The sequence below is a fragment of the Curtobacterium sp. MCBD17_028 genome, from assembly GCF_003234875.1.
GTDB lineage: Bacteria > Actinomycetota > Actinomycetes > Actinomycetales > Microbacteriaceae > Curtobacterium.
This window is the reverse complement of sequence record NZ_QKTQ01000027.1, coordinates 1-16,007: the sequence shown is the minus strand read 5'-3', so window position 1 is coordinate 16,007 and position 16,007 is coordinate 1. Positions and strand designations below refer to the sequence as shown.

Below are 16,007 nucleotides of genomic sequence, written 5' to 3'. Positions count from 1 at the left end.
GCGGGGGACCGGGCGGCCGCGCGGCCAGCAAGGAGGCAGGCGCCGCCGGCAGCGAGCGCGTGCGGGCCGGGTGACGCGTGGAGGGGCAGAGCGGGGCGGCGCGGGGCGACCGGGTGCTCATCCCCGAGCGCGGTGCGGGGACGGGACGGCACCCGGCCCCACGTGCGGACGGGCAGAGCAGGGGCGGGGCATACCCGCCCCGCCCCACTCCGCGGAACGGACGGGTCAGCGCAGGACGACGACGCCCCGGCCGGTGAACTCCACGCCGTCGGCCGAGGCGGTGGCACCTTCCGTGGCGAAGAGCACCTCGGCGCCGGACACGACGGGCACCGAGGCAGCGGCGTCCCCGAAGTGCACCACGATGTGGATGTCCGAGCGCGTCAGAACCAGCCAGCGGTCGTCCTCGGAGAACCGGACGCTGTTGGACGAGAAGCGCCAGTCGACCAGGGCCTCTTCACGGCGGCGGAGCGCGATCAACGCCCGGTAGGCATCGAGGACGCGACGGCCACGCCCCTCGAGGGTCTCCTCCCACCGGAGCTTCGACCGTCGGAACGTCTCGGGGTCCTGGGGGTCGGGGACGATGTCCGGGTCCCACCCCATCTGCTCGAACTCCTCGATGCGACCCTTCGCCGTCGCGATGCCGAGGTCCGGCTCGGGGTGCGACGTGAAGAACTGCCACGGCGTCGACGCGGCGAACTCCTCGCCCATGAACAGCATCGGCGTGAACGGCCCGAGCAGGGTCACGGCGGCGGCGACCACCAGACCGGCCTCGTCGAGGTGCTCCGCCAGGCGGTCGCCCGTGGCGCGGTTGCCGATCTGGTCGTGGTTCTGGTTCGCGACGACCAGCGCCGTGGTGGGCGCGGTCTCGGTGTCGATCGGCTGCCCGTGTCGACGTCCTCGGAACGACGACCACGTGCCGTCGTGCAGGAACCCGCGCTCGAGCACCTTCGCCAACGCGGCGAGTGGTGCGAAGTCGGCGTAGTACCCGGTGGTCTCACCCGTGAGCGCGACGTGGAGACCGTGGTGGAAGTCGTCCGACCACTGCCCGGTCAGCCCGTAGCCGTGGGCCTCGCGCGGGCGGAACATGATCGGGTCGTTGAGGTCCGATTCGGCGATGAGGGACAGCGGCTTCCGGATCCACTGCGCGAACGCGTCGGTCTCCGAGGCCATCTGTGCCAGGACGTGCGGCCGGGTGGTGTCGCGGATCGCGTGCACGGCGTCGAGTCGGAGCCCGTCGACGTGGAAGTCCCGGAACCACATGCGGACGTTGTCGAGGACGAACGCCCGGACCTCGGGCTGCTCGACGTTCACCGAGTCGCCCCAGGTGTTGCCGAGCCCGGCGAGCAGGTACGGCCCGAACAGCGGCAGGTAGTTCCCGCTCGGCCCGAGGTGGTTGTAGACGACGTCCTGCACCACGCCGAGACCGAGTGCGTGCGCCCGGTCGACGAACCGCTGGTACGCGGCGGCGCCCCCGTACGGAGCGTGCACGGCGAACCAGTCGACGCCGTCGTACCCCCAGTTCCAGATGCCGTTCACCGCGTTGACGGGCAGCACCTCGACCAGGTCGACGCCGAGCGCGACCAGGTGCTCGAGGCGGGCGGCAGCGGCGTCGAGCGTGCCCTCGGGAGTGAAGGTGCCGACGTGCATCTCGTAGATCACGGCGCCCCGGGCCGGACGCCCGGTCCAGCCCTCGTCGCTCCAGGAGAAGGCGTCGAGGTCGATCACCTCGGACAGCCCGTGGACGCCGTCGGGCTGCGACAGCGTGCGCGGATCGGGGACCACCGCGTCGTCGTCGCCGAGTCGGAACCCGTACCGGGCGCCGACGACGGGCGTGACGGCATCCGTGCTCCACCAGTCGTGGTCGTCGCGGGTCAGTTCGTGGTCCGTGCCATCGACGACCAACCGCACGCGGTCGGCGTCGGGGGCCCACACCTCGTACCGGCCGGCACGGATCGGTCCGGAGCGGAACGAGGAGCCGGTGCGGACGGTTCCGGCGGGCGGTTCGGGGATCATGCGTGGCCTTCCATCGTGACGCCCGAGGGCTCGTCCGTCGTGTTGGCCGCCGGCGCCAGGAGCGCGACGGGGTAGGTGCTGAGCAGGTCGGCCACGGCGATACCGCGTCCCGCCCGGAACGTCCGGCCGGTGAGGACGTCGATGCGGTCCTCCGGCACGGGGTGGATCATCGTGTCCGCCCAGCCGCCGGTCCGTTCGAGTCCGATCGGGAGGCGCGTGGCCACGACCACGGCACCGCCGCGGTCGAACGCGACGACGTGGTCCGCGGTGACGCCCGAAGCCGGCACCGGCAGGTAGCGCGTGAACAGCTCGGGCCGGTCGCGGCGCAGGTGCAGGGCGGCCGAGGTCACGAGGAGCTTCGCCGCGCCGGAGGCGTCGACCGGGGGCAGTGCGCCCTCCTCCACGGCGACGAGGAGACGTCGTCGCTCGGCGTAGTCCACGGGTCGTCGGTTGTCCGGGTCGACGAGGGAGCGGTCCCACAGCTCGGTGCCCTGGTAGACGTCCGGGACGCCGGGGCCAGCGAGCTGCACGAGCTTCATGCCGAGGCCGTTCGACCAGCCGGCGGCTTCGATGCGACGGTCGATCGCGTCGAGCTCCGCGACCACCTCCGGATCGTCGAACGCGGCGTCGACGAGCGCGTGCATACGCTCCTCGAAGGGCTCGTTCGGGGCGGTCCAGGTCGTGGTGTTCCCGGCCTCACGCGAGGCCTTCTCGGCGTAGGCGTGCAGCCGCTCGCGGGAGGCGGGCCGCGCGCCGACGATCGCCTGCCAGAGGAGGTTCGCGAGCACGCCGTCCTCGAGCGGTGCGAGGGCGTTCAGACGCTCGAACGCGGCGACCCACTCGTCACCCAGCTCGGCGAGCGTCGCGATGCGGGCGCGGGTGTCCTCGCTCCGCTTCGTGTCGTGGGTCGTGAGCGTGGTCATGGCGTGCGGCCAGGCGGCGAGGCGACCCTCTTGCGCGCGGTGGAACTCGGTCGGCGTGATGGAGAACACGCTCGGGTCCGTTCCCACCTCGCTCAGGCTCGTCAGGCGCGAGTAGCGGTAGAACGCCGAGTCCTCGACGCCCTTCGCCATGACCATCCCCGACGTCTGCTGCAGGCGGATCGCCGCCGGGTGCTCGGGGTCGGCGAGGAACGGGGCGATCCGGTCGATCACGGGGTCGAGGTCGGGACGGCGCTCGCACGCGGTCTCCAGGGCCTCGACGAGGTCGTGTGCGCCCTCCGGAAGGTAGGTCCGGTAGACGCCGAACGACGCGGTGACCTCGGCGACGGCGTCCTCGATGACACGAGGGTCGACGTCGGGCACCTCGGGCGCCAGGAGACGGGTCAGTCGGGCGACCTCGCTGCCGAGGATGCCGTCGGTCACGTCGCGCCGGGTGCCGTGCGTCAGGAGGTCCCACCGGAAGGCGTCCCGTTCGCCGCGCAGCCGCGAGTCGAGCGCGCCGAGCGGCTCCGCGCCGGCCGGGTCGACGAACAGGCGGTCGACGTACCCGAGGGCGTCGTAGCCCGTCGTGCCGTCGACCGGCCACGATGCGGGCAGCTCCTCGCCGGGCTCGAGGATCTTCTCGACGAGGGTGTACGCCCCGCCGGTCAACTCGGCCAGGTCGTCGAGGTACCCCGCCGGGTCGTACAGGCCGTCCGGGTGGTCGATGCGGAGACCGTCGACCTGACCGTCGCGGAACCACTGCCCGATGAGGCCGTGCGAGGCGGTGAACACCTCGGGCTCCTCGACCCGGATCGCGGCGAGGGTGTTCACGGCGAAGAACCGGCGGTAGTTGAGGTCGTGGTCGGCGCGACGCCAGTGCACGAACTCGTAGTGCTGGCGGTCGTGGACGGTGCGCACGTCGTCGCCCGGGTTCACGGTCCCCGGGGCGGTCGGGTAGGCGGTCGTCCCGACCATGAGCTTGTCGCCCTCGAGCGTGATGGCGTCCAGGCCGTCCTCGGTGCCGCTCTCGAGGTCGTAGTCGAGCACGGGCACGCGGATGCGTCCGCCGCCCGCGGCCCAGTCGACGTCGAACGCGTCGGCCACGGCGGAGTCCCGCCCGTGGGTCAGCAGGTCTTCCCACCAGGGGTTCGACGCCGGGTCCGCGACGCCCATGTGGTTCGGCACGATGTCGACGAGGACCCCGAGCCCGGCCGCGTGCGCAGCGGTCGTCAGTGCGCGGAACGCGTCGTCGCCGCCGCGGGACACGTCGATCCGGGAGTGGTCGACGACGTCGTAGCCGTGGCTCGACCCCGCTTCGGCTTGGAGGACCGGGGACAGGTAGACCCAGTCGGCACCGAGCGCGGCGATGTAGTCGACGACCTCGGCGGCGGCCGTCAGGTCGAAGTCGGCGGTCACCTGGAGGCGGTAGGTGGAGTCCGGGACGCGACGCGCGCCTCCCGGACGGCGAGCGGGCACCGCTGCCTGCTCGTTGTGGGTCGAGGTCACGTCGGGTCTCCCTTGCCGGCATCGGCGGTCGGTGCCGGGCGCGGGGTGCCCGGCGGGGTGGCGGTCATGGCCTCCGTCGCGGTGTCGACGCCGTCGGGGGCGGTCGGGGTCGCGGTCGGAGCGCTCGTGGTGGTCGTCGACACCGGTGTACTCGTCGGCTCCTGCGGGGGTTCCGCGCGGAGCACGAGCATCGAGCGCGCCGGCACGTCGAGCGGCTCTCCGGCGGCGACGATGTCGCCCTTCTCGCCCGGGTCGGCCGTGTCGATCCGGATCTTCCACGCGTGGGCGTACTCGTCGGACGGCACCGTGAACGTGACGGTCTCGGAGTGGGCGTTGAAGTACATGAGGAAGTTGACGTCGGTGACGCGTCCGCCGCGGGAGTCACGGCCGCGGATGCCGTCGCCGTTAAGGAACACCCCGACGCTCTTGCCGAAGCCGGAGTCCCACTCCTCCGGCTGCATCGCGTCGCCTTCCGGGGTGAGCCAGACGATGTCCGGCAGCGGCTCGTCCTGCCCGCGGCGCACGGGTCGGCCGTTGAAGTACCGGGTCCGTCGGAACGTCGGGTGGTGGCGCCGGAGGCGGACGACCTCGCCGACGAAGTCGATGAGCTCCTGGTCGGCGTGCGCCCAGTCGATCCAGCTCAGTTCCGAGTCCTGCGCGTACACGTTGTTGTTGCCGAGCTGCGTGCGCCCGAGTTCATCGCCGTGCAGGATCATCGGCACGCCCTGGCTGAGCAGGAGCGTCGCGAGGAAGTTCCGGCGTCGCTGGAGCCGGAGCGCCGTGATCTCCGGGTCGTCGGTGGGGCCCTCGACCCCGGAGTTCCAGGATCGGTTGTGGCTCTCGCCGTCGTTGTTGTCCTCGCCGTTGGCCTGGTTGTGCTTGTCGTTGTAGGAGACCAGGTCGAGCAGCGTGAAGCCGTCGTGGGCGGTGATGAAGTTGATGCTGGCCACCGGGCGGCGCCCGTCGTGCTCGTACAGGTCGGCGGATCCGGAGATGCGTGAAGCGAACTCACCGAGCGTCGACGGTTCGCCTCGCCAGAAGTCGCGCACGGTGTCGCGGTACCGCCCGTTCCACTCGGTCCACTGCGGCGGGAAGTTCCCGACCTGGTACCCGCCGGGCCCGACGTCCCACGGCTCCGCGATGAGCTTGACCTGCGACACGATCGGGTCCTGTTGCACGAGTTCGAAGAACGTCGCCAGGCGGTCGACCTCGTAGAACTCGCGGGCGAGCGCGGCGGCGAGGTCGAACCGGAAGCCGTCCACGTGCATCTCGGTCACCCAGTACCGGAGCGAGTCCATGATGAGCTGGAGCGAGTGCGGGTGCCGGACGTTGAGCGAGTTCCCCGTTCCCGTGTAGTCGCGGTAGTACCGCTGGTCGTCGTCCATCAGGCGGTAGTACGCCGCGTTGTCGATGCCCTTCAACGACAAGGTGGGTCCGAGGTGGTTGCCCTCGGCCGTGTGGTTGTACACGACGTCGAGCACGACCTCGATCCCGGCGTCGTGCAGGGTCCGGACCATCGCCTTGAACTCCTGCACCTGCTGCCCACGGTCCCCGCTGGCGGAGTAGTGCGAGTGCGGGGCGAAGAACCCGATCGTGTTGTACCCCCAGTAGTTGCTGAGGCCCTTCTGCTGCAGGATCGAGTCGTTCACGTACTGGTGCACGGGCATCAGTTCGAGCGTGGTGACCCCGAGCCGCTTGAGGTGCCCGATGACCGCTGGATGCGCGACGCCCGCGTAGGTGCCCCGTTGCTCCTCGGGGATGTCCGGGTGGGTCTTCGTCAGGCCCTTGACGTGGGCCTCGTAGATCACGGTCTCGCCGTAGGGGACCTTCGGGTGTCGATCGCCCTGCCAGTCGAAGAACGGGTTGATGACCACGCCCTTCACCATGTGCGACGCCGAGTCCTCGTCGTTCCGGCTGTCCGGCGCACCGAAGGTGTACGAGAACAGCGACTGGTCCCAGTCGATGTCTCCACTGGTCGCCTTGGCGTAGGGGTCGAGCAGGAGCTTGTTCGGGTTGGCTCGATGCCCGCGCTCCGGGGCGTACTCGCCGTGCACGCGGAATCCGTACTCCTGCCCCGGACCGACGTTCGGCAGGTAGGCGTGCCAGACGTAGGCATCGACCTCGATCAGGTCGATGCGGGTCTCGGTGCCGTCGTCGTCGAAGAGGCAGAGCTCGACGCGTTCGGCGGCCTCGCTGAAGATCGCGAAGTTCGTGCCGCTGCCGTCGTACGTCGCACCGAGGGGGTAGGGGTTGCCGGGCCAAGTCTGCAAAAGCGGGACCTCCTGGTCGATGACCGGCCCAACCTATCGGCACCGCTCGGCGATGTCCGGAGCGCAGCCACGCCTGTGGACGGTCGGCGGTCCCGTTCCCCTGTGGACGGCCGGGGTGCCCGTGCTCCCGCCGATGCTCGGGAGTAGCCTCGCGCGCATGACGAACATCGCGGCGCAGCTCGCCGACAAGGTCCGCCCGCTCGGGGTCGCCACGAACTACGGCGACCCGATCGAGGTCGGTGACGCCACCATCGTGCCCGTGTCGATCGGGTGGTACGGCTTCGGCGCCGGCGGTGACCAGGACGAGAACGGCGGTGGCGGGGGCGGCAGCGCGTCGATCCCCGTCGGTGCGTACGTCCGCCGCCCCGGTCGTGCGCTCGTGTTCGAGCCGAACATCATCGCCCTGCTCGCGGTCGCGACGCCGTTCGCGTGGACCGTCGGCACGGTCCTGCGCAAGCTGGTGCGCGCCCTCAAGAAGTAGCGGACGGGAGGCGCGGGACCGGGCCTCCTGCCCGGCCACGGATCCATGCGTGGGGACGTGGCCCACCGCGCCTATACTCGGGGCCACACACACGGGAGTCCGCGACCTGCGGGCTGAGAGGGAGCGAACGGCGCTCCGACCGTCGAACCTGATCCGGGTCATGCCGGCGCAGGGAGGAGTCACCATGCGCGAGCGCGCGTCCACGCCCATGCCCACCGCGACCGGCCACACCGCGACCGGCCCCGCCGCGACCGGCCCCGCCGCGACCGGCCCCGCCGCGACCGGCCCCGCGGCGACCGGCCCCGCCGACCGGCCAGCCGACCCGCCCCTCCAGACCGACAGCGCCGCTGTCACCGACGGAGCCCCGCAGCCCTCCCGTCGCCGTTTCCGGTGGCGCGTGGTCGACATCGTCGTCGCGAGCGTCCTCGGAGTCGCGGCGGGTCTCGTCTTCACACTGTGGGACCTCGGCTACTCCCCGATCAGCGTCGGACTCGGTCTGGTCCTCCCCGGGTCGCAGTCCCTGGTCGGCGGCGTCTGGCTGTTCGCTGGCGTGCTCGTCGGCGTCGTCGTCCGGAAGCCGGGCGCGGCGCTCTACGGCGAGGTCGTCGCCGCGAGCGTCGAAGCGCTCGTCGGCAACGAGTGGGGCGGCTGGCTCACGCTCGTGTCCGGGCTCGTCCAGGGCCTCGGCGCCGAGATCGTCCTCGCGCTGTTCCTCTACCGCGTGTACCGAGCGCCGGTCGTCGTCCTCGCGGGCGCCGCTGCCGGGCTCGCCCTCGGGATCAACGACTCGGTGCTCTGGTACCCGGCGTACGCACTCGCGTTCAAGGTCGTCTACATCGTCTGCGCGATCATCTCGGGTGGCGTCATCGCCGGTGGCGGATCGTGGCTGCTCGTCCGCGCGCTCGCCCGCACGGGCGTGCTCAGTGCGTTCGCTGCCGGCCGGGAGGCCCGTCGCCGCCCGCAGCGCCCCTCCCGGTCCTGATGCCCACCGCCGCCACCGACGGACGGACGCGCCCCGCGGCGATCCGGTTCCGTGGCTGGGGGCGTCGGTACCCCGACCGTGACGTCTGGGCCGTGCGCGGCGTCGACCTCGACGTCCGGCCCGGGGAACGCGTCGCCGTGGTCGGCGCGTCCGGCTCGGGCAAGTCGACGCTCCTCCGGGCCGTCGCGGGGGTCCTCGGTGACGACGACGCGGACGGCACGCAGCCGGGTGACGTCGGCGCGGGCGTCGAGGAGGGCGGCGTCCTCGTCGACGGGCAGGACCCGCGCCGCGTGCGGGGCCGCGTCGGGCTCGTCATGCAGGACCCCGAGGCGCACACCGTGATGTCGCGCATCGGCGACGACGTCGCGTTCGGCCCCGAGAACCTCGGCGTCCCGCGAGCCGAGATCGGTCCGCGCGTCCGCGAGGCACTCGCGCTCGTCGGACTCGACCTCCCGCTCGACCGCTCGACCTCGGCGATGTCCGGCGGGCAGCGGCAGCGCCTCGCCCTCGCCGGGGTCCTCGCGATGCGGCCCGGGGCACTCGTGCTCGACGAACCCTGCGCGAACCTCGACCCCGACGGCGTGCGGCAGGTCCACGACGCCGTTCGCGACGTCCTCGTGGCCACCGGGGCCACCCTCCTCGTCGTGGAGCACCGCATCGGCACCTGGCTCGACCTCGTCGACCGGCTCGTGCTGCTCACGCCCGGCGGTGGGATCGCGGCCGACGGGGCGCCGGAGGAGGTGCTCGCCCGGCACGGCACGGCGCTCACCGCAGCGGGCGTCTGGGTGCCGGGCGCGGAACCCGACCCACGTCCGCTCCGGACCGGTGGGGAGCTGCTGCTCCGGGCCTCGGGGCTCGCGACGGCTCGAGGGCGTCGCAGCCCCGTCGGCCACGACATCGACACCGAGGTCCGCACCGGCCGCGTGCTCGGGGTGACCGGACCGAACGGTGTCGGCAAGTCCACCCTCGGCCTGACGCTCGCGGGGCTGTTCCCGCCGGCCGGCGGCGTCCTCGCGGCGTCCGACGCACTCGCGGCCGGTGCGGGGCCGGTGCCCTCCCGGTGGTCGAGCCGCGACCTCGCCGCCCGGGTGGGGACGGTCCTCCAGGACCCCGGCCACCAGTTCGTGGCCCGCAGCGTCCGCGAGGAACTCGCCGTCGGACCGGTCGCCACCGGGCTCGACCGCCACACCGCCGACGAGCGCGTCGACGCGGTGCTCGCGGCGTTCGGCCTCGACGCCCTCGCGGACGCGAACCCGTTCACGCTCTCGGGAGGCGAGCAGCGCCGACTCGCGATCGGTACCGCGATCGTGGCGCGGCCGCCCGTCGTCGTCCTCGACGAACCGACGTCCGGCCAGGACCGCGCGACCTGGCAGGCGATCGTCGACCGGCTCACGGAGCTGGCGGACGCCGGGTCCGGCATCGTCGCCGTGACCCACGACGCGGCGCTGCTCGGCGCGCTCGGCGCCGACGAACTCCGGCTCGCACCAGTGCGCGTGGAAGCAGGTGCCGCGTGATCGCGCTCGACGGACCGCCGACCGCCGAGCGGTACGACCGGGGGCCCCTCGACCGCGTCGCCCCCGTGGCCTCGCTGCTCGGGGGCGTCGCCCTGGCCGTGTGCCTCGTGACGACCCTCGACGTCGTGTCGGCCGCGGTGGCGCTCGGCCTCGAACTCGTGCTCCTGCCGATCGTCCGGGTGCCCGTGCGGTCGCTGCTCCTCCGCGCCGCACCGGTCCTCGTCGCGGCACCCGTGGCCGGGGTGAGCATCGCGCTCTACGGACGCGCATCGGGCCGCACCTGGTTCGACCTCGGGTTCGCCCACGTCACGGACGGCTCGCTGGTGCTGGCGATCGCCACCGTGCTGCGGCTGCTCGCCATCGGGCTGCCCGCGGTCGCGCTGTTCGCACGCGTCGACCCGACGGACCTCGCCGACGGCCTGGCGCAGGTCCTGCACCTGCCCGCGCGGTTCGTGCTCGGCGCGCTCGCCGCCGTGCGGATGACGACCCTGATGCGCGAGGACTGGCGGCAACTCGCCATGGCCCGACGTGCCCGGGGCATCGCCGACCGCGGCCGGGTGCGGCGTGGCGCGTCGATGGCGTTCGCCCTGCTCGTGCTCGCCCTGCGCCGTGCGACGACGCTCGCCGTCGCCATGGAGTCGCGCGGCTTCGGTGCCCCCGTCCGGCGCACCTGGGCCCGGCCGGTCCGGTTCGGGGGAGCGGAGTGGGCGATGGTCCTCGTGTGCAGCGCGGTCGGCCTCGTCGCGATCGCCGCCGCCGTCGTGGCGGGGACCTGGCACCGTGTGTGAGGGCCGGGACGCCCGCGCGCCGCTGGGTGCCGGTGCCTCGTGGCCCGCGCCGGGCGCCGGGGTCCCGGCAACGGCTCGCTTCGTCGACGCCGAGGGGCGCCCGGTGGACGTCCGCGCCCTCGTCGACCGCATCCGTGCCGCAGGCAACGGTGTCCGCACCGGTGCCACCCGCGCGAGTGCCGGGCGCACGGCTCCGGCACCGCGCGTGGTCGTCCTCGTCGACGGACGGTCCGGCACCGGCAAGACGACGCTCGCGGACCAGCTCGCCGCAGCCGTGCCCGCGCAGGTCGTCCACCTCGACGACGTCTACCCCGGCTGGGACGGACTCCGGGCCGCCGCCGACGCCGTGGTGCGGGACGTGCTCGCGCCGCCGGACGCGACCGGACGCCCGGGATGGCGGCGGTGGGACTGGGCGGCGGGCCTCCCGGCCGGATGGGTGTCGGTCGCACCCGACCAGGACCTCGTCGTCGAGGGCTGCGGCGCGCTGTCCCGGGCCGCGTCGGGCATGGCGACGTTCCGGATCTGGCTGGACGGCGAGGACGACGCGCGCCGCCGTCGGGCACTCGACCGCGACGGCCCGGTCTTCGCGCGGGAGTGGGACCGGTGGGCCGCGCAGGAGGCCGCGTTCATCGCCGAGGAGCAGCCACGGGAGCACGCTGACGTCGTGCTCCGGATCGCCGAGCTCGACGCGGGTCAGTCCCAGCCGAGCTCGTGCAGCCGATCGTCGTCGATGCCGTAGCAGTGCGCGATCTCGTGGACGAGGGTCGTGTGCACCTCGTCGCGGAGCTGCTGCTCGGTGTCACAGGACGCCAGATGCGCGAGCCGGAACACGACGACCCGGTCCGGGAGCTCCCCGAACCCGTACCGGTCCCGCTCGGTCACCGCGACCCCGTCGTAGCGGCCGAGGAGGTCCTCCCCGTCCTCGGCGGCGTCCTCGACGACGAACGCCACGTTCTCCAGCCCGTCCACCATCTCGTCGGGGAGCCGGTCGAGCTCGTCGACGACGAGGTCCTCGAACCGCTCGGGCGACATCTCCATCACGGCACGATCGTCGCACGGGGAGCAGGACCGTGCATGCGTCGGGGACGCGCGGTCACGCCTCCCAGACGGGTGCGACGTACCGTCGTCCCCACCCGTCGCGCATGCGGGTGATCGCGCGGTCGAACGCGCCGAGCAGGTCGATGCTCGGGCGGACCATGGCCTGGAGCTGCAGGCCCTCGTAGAGCGCGATGAGCTGCTCCGCGCCGCGAGCCGGCTGCATCGTCTGCGGTTCACGGCCCGCCTCGATGTCGTCCACGAGGCTCTGCTGGATCACCAGGTGGAACTGCCGGTAGCGGTGCTGCAGCATCGGCGCGAGCGCGTGGCCCGGCGTCGCCGCGATGCTGAGGAGCGCGACGAGGAACCGCATGAGCGACGGCTCCGCCGCGTTGTCCGCCATGATCGCCCGCACGAGCCGGATCGTGCCGTGCGACCGCGCGGTCGGGAGGAGCGGGGTCATCCGTGCGCTGTTCCACCGGTCGAGCGTGGCCAGGACCAGACCGTCCCAGGACGGGAAGTGGTGGCGCAGCGCCTCGAGCGTCAGGCCCGCCTCGGCGGCGACCGCCTCGGCCGTCACCTCGTGGAAGGCCGTCGTCTGGAGGACGCGGATCATGCCGTCGATGATCTGGACCCGCGAGTCGGCGGCGATCTGCCGGTCGGCCTGCGCGGCGTCGGAGGCCGTGTGCTGGTCGGTGCCGCGGCTGCCGGGTTCGTCCGTGCCGAACTCGTCGGTGTCGTGCGTCTTGCTACGCAGCGTCCCGAGCGGCAGGTGCAGGTGGCTCTGGATGTCGGTCACGGGCTCCTCGCGGTGTCGCCGGGCGGACGCCTCCGGACGGCTCCGCTCGTGCTCCCATTCGACCGCCTCCGCGCGGTCGCCGCCAGGCCCAGAACTGGGGCGGCTGCGCCGGTTCCGCGACGTCCGTCGAGTACCGCTGCGCGGTCCGCTCACGCGACCACGGTCCTCCAACGACGAAGCGGATGACCGGTGTGGACCACCGCGGCCATCCGCTTCGTTCTCGGGGTGAGTAACGGGGCTCGAACCCGCGACCTCCTAGACCACAACCAGGCGCTCTACCAGCTGAGCTATACCCACCATGTCGCGTCCGGGGCGTGGAACGCGGCTCACCGATTGTAGTACACACGGGAGGCCCGGCGAACCACCGCCTGCGGGTCGCGCCCGTCATCCGGCCGGGTCGCGCGCATAGAATCGGCCTCGGCCCGCGCCTGCGAGGGATGCGGCGACGAGCACGACCACGACGGGACTGGCAATGACGGGCACGATCCACGACGACATCACCCAGGCGTTCGGCAACACGCCCCTGGTCCGCCTCAACCGGTTGCCCCGTCCCGGCAGCGCCGAGGTGCTCGCGAAGCTCGAGTTCTACAACCCCGGTGCGAGCATCAAGGACCGACTCGGTGTGGCGATCATCGACGCCGCCGAGGAAGCCGGCGACCTGCGGCCCGGCGGCACGATCGTCGAGGGGTCGAGCGGCAACACCGGCATCGCCCTCGCACTCATCGGAGCAGCGCGCGGCTACCGGGTCGTCATCACGATGCCGGACACCATGAGCATCGAGCGTCGCGCCGTCATGCGTGCCTACGGTGCCGAGATCGTGCTCACGCCCGGGTCGGAGGGCATGAAGGGCGCCGTCGCTCGCGCCGCCCAGATCGTTGACGAGACCCCGGGAGCCGTCCTCGCGCACCAGTTCGAGACGGCCGCGAACGCCGCGATCCACCGGCGGACCACCGCACAGGAGGTCCTCCGCGACACCGACGGCAAGGTCGACGTCTTCGTCGCGGGCGTCGGCACCGGCGGGACGATCACCGGCGTCGGGAACGTGCTCAAGGAGCAGGTGCCGGGCGTGCAGATCGTCGCCGTCGAGCCGGCGGACTCCCCACTGCTCACCAAGGGGACCGCGGGGCCGCACAAGATCCAGGGGATGGGTGCGAACTTCATCCCCGAGGTGCTCGACCGCTCCGTGATCGACGAGGTGTTCGACGTCGAGCTCGACGACGCCCTCCGGGTCGCCCGCGCCCTCGCCACGGATGAGGGGATCCTCGCGGGCATCTCGTCCGGCGCCATCATCCACGCTGCGATCGAGATCGCCGCCCGGCCCGAGAACGCCGGCAAGCGCATCGTCGCGATGGTGTGCGACACCGGCGAGCGGTACCTGTCGACCGTGCTGTTCCAGGACCTCGTTGCGTGACTGACCGTCCCGGAGGCGTCGTTCGGCGCGGCGGGTCCGTGGCTCGGGGCGCGTCTGCGGTTGGTGCGGGTGCGGGCGCGGGTGCTGGTGCTGCGGGTGCGGGTGCTGCGGGCGCTGCGGGTGCGGGTGCAGGTGCTGCGGGTGCGGGCGCGGGTGCTGGTGCTGCGGGTGCGGGTGCTGCGGGCGCTGCGGGCGCTGCGGGTGCTGGTGCTTCCGGTGCTGCTGCTTCCGGTGCTCGACACCGGTCCGAGGTCCCGGCGCCCGAGGCAGCGGCGGAGACCCCGGGTGTCGCCGTTGACGATTCAGGAAACGGGGTGCTTCCCCGGGCCTCCGGCTCTCGGACCCGCGTCGGCATCCTGAATCGTCTGCGCGAGGACGTGGCCACCGCCCGGCGCAACGACCCCGCGGCGCGCGCCGACGGTGAGGTCGCCGTGCTGTACTCGGGCCTCCACGCCGTGTGGGGGTACCGGATCGCGCGGCGCCTGTGGCGAGCTCACGGTCTGCCCGGATCGCGTTTCGGGGCCCGGCTGCTGTCGCAGCTGGTGCGGACGGCCACCGGGATCGAGATCCATCCGGGCGCGCGCATCGGTCGGCGGTTTTTCATCGACCACGGGATGGGAGTGGTGATCGGCGAGACGGCGGTCATCGGCGACGATGTACTGATGTACCACGGCGTCACCCTCGGCGGGAAGGGCGGCGGCCAGGGGCAACGGCACCCGCGCATCGGCGACCGAGTGATGCTCGGTGCGGGCGCGGTGGTCCTCGGTTCGATCACCGTCGGGTCTGATTCGGTGGTGGGTGCGGGAACGGTCGTGACGCACGACGTGCCTCCCGGCTCGCTGGTCACGGGCCAACCCGGCGTCGCGCGTCCGCGTCGGCGCTGACGGGCTGGCTGCTCGCGGCCGGGAGCGGGTTCCGCCCAGCGGCAGGTGATTGCAGTGCAGCTGGCGAGGGAAGGGCTGCGTGAGCGACGGGATGGGCCGTGAGGCGGCGAACACGCTCACACGGTGCCTCGCGCGCACCCGATCGTGCCGGCCCTCCGTCTACCGGGGCTCGGTATCGCGGCTACCAGGTGGGTGCGGGGCGGAGACCGCTGCGGCGGAGGTGCCACCGTCGCCGAGCACCGGGGGTCTCCCGCACCGCGCGCACCCATGCTGAACGGTGCCCGTGCGAGCGCGTCCTCGAGGCTCGCTCGACGGCGGCGACCACTTGCGGCCAGAGCGTCGCGATCATCCGCGCGGACACCCGAAGCGGGACCAGACCTGACGCGGCGATCGTGAGGTCCTTCCGCTGGTCTCGCTCGAACGTGGCCTCGTGGAAGGCACGACCGTCGATCTCGAGTGCGACAGCACCGTTGACGAGGAGGTCGACGCGTTCGCCGGTCGGGAGAGGGAGTTGGGGACGGACGGCGTGGCCCGCTCGGCGGAGTCTGGTCCTGGCGATGCTCTCCGGGTAACTGTCGCAGCGGGGATCCGCCCAGTCGAGGACGCCGCGAGCGTCTTCCGGGAGCGAGCCGACCGCGGCCAGGACGTCGCCGCGCGTCAGTGCGCCGGAGTGCATGGCCCAGTCGAGCAGTGCGACGGCCTCGTCGAACGGAGCGTCCACGATCGCGCGGGCGAGTGCGTCACGAGGATGGACTGCCCACTCCGAGCCGCGGTCCTGCACCCGCGGCGGGTCGTACACGACGCGGACACCACGTCGGGGCCGGAGACGGGCGGCGTTCCGCGGAACGGAGACCGTGATCGGCGCCGGTGTGCGGCGCCCGTCAGCGCTCCATGGCAGCAGCGGGGCCAGTGCGATGAAACCGGTGAGCCGGCCCCCGACGCGGACGGCGACGAACCGTGGGTCCTCGGGCGCCCAGGTCGAGTACCACCCGCGGCGCGGGCGGCGGACGGTGCCGGTCCTGACGGCAGCGGTCAACTGTCGGTCGCGCACTCCTGCGCCGACCAGGTCGCGTCGGTGCAGGAGCCCGCCCGCCGCGGAGACGAGGTGTTGGACGTGGTTCATCTCGTCGATGGTGCCGGGTCGCCTCGGCTTCGTGCTCGCTCCCGGAGGAACCCGGGGATGACCGCCGTGTCGACCATGCTGTGGAGGGGGCACAGAGCGCGGGCTTCGTTGCTCGCTCAGGAACCGGCCTCCCGGTTCCGGCCGTTCCGGCGGTCTGGAGGCCGTTTTCCTGACTTGTCGACGATGAGATCGGCTGGCCGGCTGACTCGCGGCCCGGCCGGGCCGCCGGCGGGGCGAGCGGCGATGGCGGCGGGGCGAGCGGCGATGGCGGCGGGGCG

The 16,007-nt window shown here is 72.8% G+C and carries 13 protein-coding genes, 1 tRNA gene and 1 riboswitch; of the genes, 7 read left to right on the top strand and 7 right to left on the bottom strand.

Annotation, left to right across the window (positions count from 1 at the left end; all coding sequences use genetic code 11):
• Positions 1 to 225: 225 nt before the first annotated feature.
• Genes treZ through glgX form a run of 3 tightly spaced genes read right to left on the bottom strand, consistent with a single transcriptional unit; the run spans position 226 to position 6,712 of the window.
• Entirely contained in the window at positions 226 to 2,013 is a 1,788-nt protein-coding gene (gene treZ / locus DEI86_RS16140; RefSeq protein ID WP_111050175.1) for a malto-oligosyltrehalose trehalohydrolase, read from the bottom strand.
• Positions 2,010 to 4,442: a malto-oligosyltrehalose synthase gene (treY, locus tag DEI86_RS16135; RefSeq protein ID WP_258376589.1), complete on the bottom strand. Its 2,433-nt coding sequence runs from the start codon at positions 4,440 to 4,442 to the stop codon at positions 2,010 to 2,012. Before treY ends, treZ begins: the two co-directional genes overlap by 4 nt.
• Positions 4,439 to 6,712, bottom strand: coding sequence for a glycogen debranching protein GlgX (glgX, locus tag DEI86_RS16130; RefSeq protein ID WP_111027588.1), 2,274 nt, complete (start codon positions 6,710 to 6,712; stop codon positions 4,439 to 4,441). The genes treY and glgX overlap by 4 nt, the downstream gene beginning before the upstream one ends.
• A 157-nt stretch (positions 6,713 to 6,869) precedes the next feature.
• On the opposite strand from glgX, the gene DEI86_RS16125 reads away from it, so the two are divergent.
• The 5 genes from DEI86_RS16125 (at position 6,870) to DEI86_RS16105 (ending at position 11,216) form a co-directional block, all read left to right on the top strand.
• Complete coding sequence (locus DEI86_RS16125; protein ID WP_111011631.1) at positions 6,870 to 7,193, top strand: hypothetical protein; 324 nt, start codon at positions 6,870 to 6,872, stop codon at positions 7,191 to 7,193.
• Positions 7,194 to 7,275: 82 nt separating this feature from the next.
• Positions 7,276 to 7,385, top strand: a riboswitch (TPP riboswitch).
• Positions 7,378 to 8,175: an ECF transporter S component gene (locus DEI86_RS16120; protein WP_258376588.1), complete on the top strand. Its 798-nt coding sequence runs from the start codon at positions 7,378 to 7,380 to the stop codon at positions 8,173 to 8,175. Its footprint overlaps the riboswitch before it by 8 nt.
• On the top strand, positions 8,175 to 9,689 hold the full coding sequence (locus DEI86_RS16115; RefSeq protein ID WP_111050174.1) for an ABC transporter ATP-binding protein: 1,515 nt from the start codon (positions 8,175 to 8,177) through the stop codon (positions 9,687 to 9,689). The genes DEI86_RS16120 and DEI86_RS16115 overlap by 1 nt, the downstream gene beginning before the upstream one ends.
• Positions 9,686 to 10,477 (top strand): energy-coupling factor transporter transmembrane protein EcfT, encoded by a 792-nt coding sequence (locus tag DEI86_RS16110; RefSeq protein ID WP_258376587.1) that lies wholly within the window; start codon positions 9,686 to 9,688, stop codon positions 10,475 to 10,477. The genes DEI86_RS16115 and DEI86_RS16110 overlap by 4 nt, the downstream gene beginning before the upstream one ends.
• A 103-nt stretch (positions 10,478 to 10,580) precedes the next feature.
• The gene (locus tag DEI86_RS16105) at positions 10,581 to 11,216 is read left to right on the top strand and encodes an ATP-binding protein (protein ID WP_258376586.1); all 636 of its coding nucleotides are present in this window, start codon (positions 10,581 to 10,583) and stop codon (positions 11,214 to 11,216) included.
• Here DEI86_RS16105 and DEI86_RS16100 read toward each other — a convergent pair.
• The 3 genes from DEI86_RS16100 to DEI86_RS16090 form a co-directional block, all read right to left on the bottom strand.
• Positions 11,171 to 11,515 carry a metallopeptidase family protein gene (locus tag DEI86_RS16100; RefSeq protein ID WP_111014107.1) on the bottom strand — a complete coding sequence of 115 codons (345 nt, stop codon included), beginning with the start codon at positions 11,513 to 11,515 and terminating at the stop codon, positions 11,171 to 11,173. The two genes, DEI86_RS16105 and DEI86_RS16100, sit on opposite strands and share 46 nt — an antisense overlap.
• Positions 11,516 to 11,570: 55 nt before the next feature.
• Positions 11,571 to 12,311, bottom strand: a complete 741-nt coding sequence (locus DEI86_RS16095; protein ID WP_111014106.1) for a TetR family transcriptional regulator C-terminal domain-containing protein — start codon at positions 12,309 to 12,311, stop codon at positions 11,571 to 11,573.
• Positions 12,312 to 12,535: 224 nt separating this feature from the next.
• A tRNA-His gene (locus DEI86_RS16090) sits at positions 12,536 to 12,608 on the bottom strand.
• A 175-nt stretch (positions 12,609 to 12,783) separates the two neighbouring features.
• Between DEI86_RS16090 and cysK the strand changes: the two genes are divergently transcribed.
• Both cysK and epsC read left to right on the top strand, forming a co-directional pair.
• Positions 12,784 to 13,722 carry a cysteine synthase A gene (cysK, locus tag DEI86_RS16085; protein ID WP_111050173.1) on the top strand — a complete coding sequence of 313 codons (939 nt, stop codon included), beginning with the start codon at positions 12,784 to 12,786 and terminating at the stop codon, positions 13,720 to 13,722.
• 353 nt (positions 13,723 to 14,075) lie between these two features.
• The gene (gene epsC, locus DEI86_RS16075; protein WP_111050176.1) at positions 14,076 to 14,606 is read left to right on the top strand and encodes a serine O-acetyltransferase EpsC; all 531 of its coding nucleotides are present in this window, start codon (positions 14,076 to 14,078) and stop codon (positions 14,604 to 14,606) included.
• 181 nt (positions 14,607 to 14,787) lie between these two features.
• On the opposite strand, the gene DEI86_RS16070 is transcribed toward epsC, so the two are convergent.
• A complete protein-coding gene (locus tag DEI86_RS16070; protein WP_111050172.1) occupies positions 14,788 to 15,729 on the bottom strand; it encodes a glycyl-tRNA synthetase in 942 nt (313 codons plus the stop codon).
• Positions 15,730 to 16,007 lie beyond the last annotated feature (278 nt).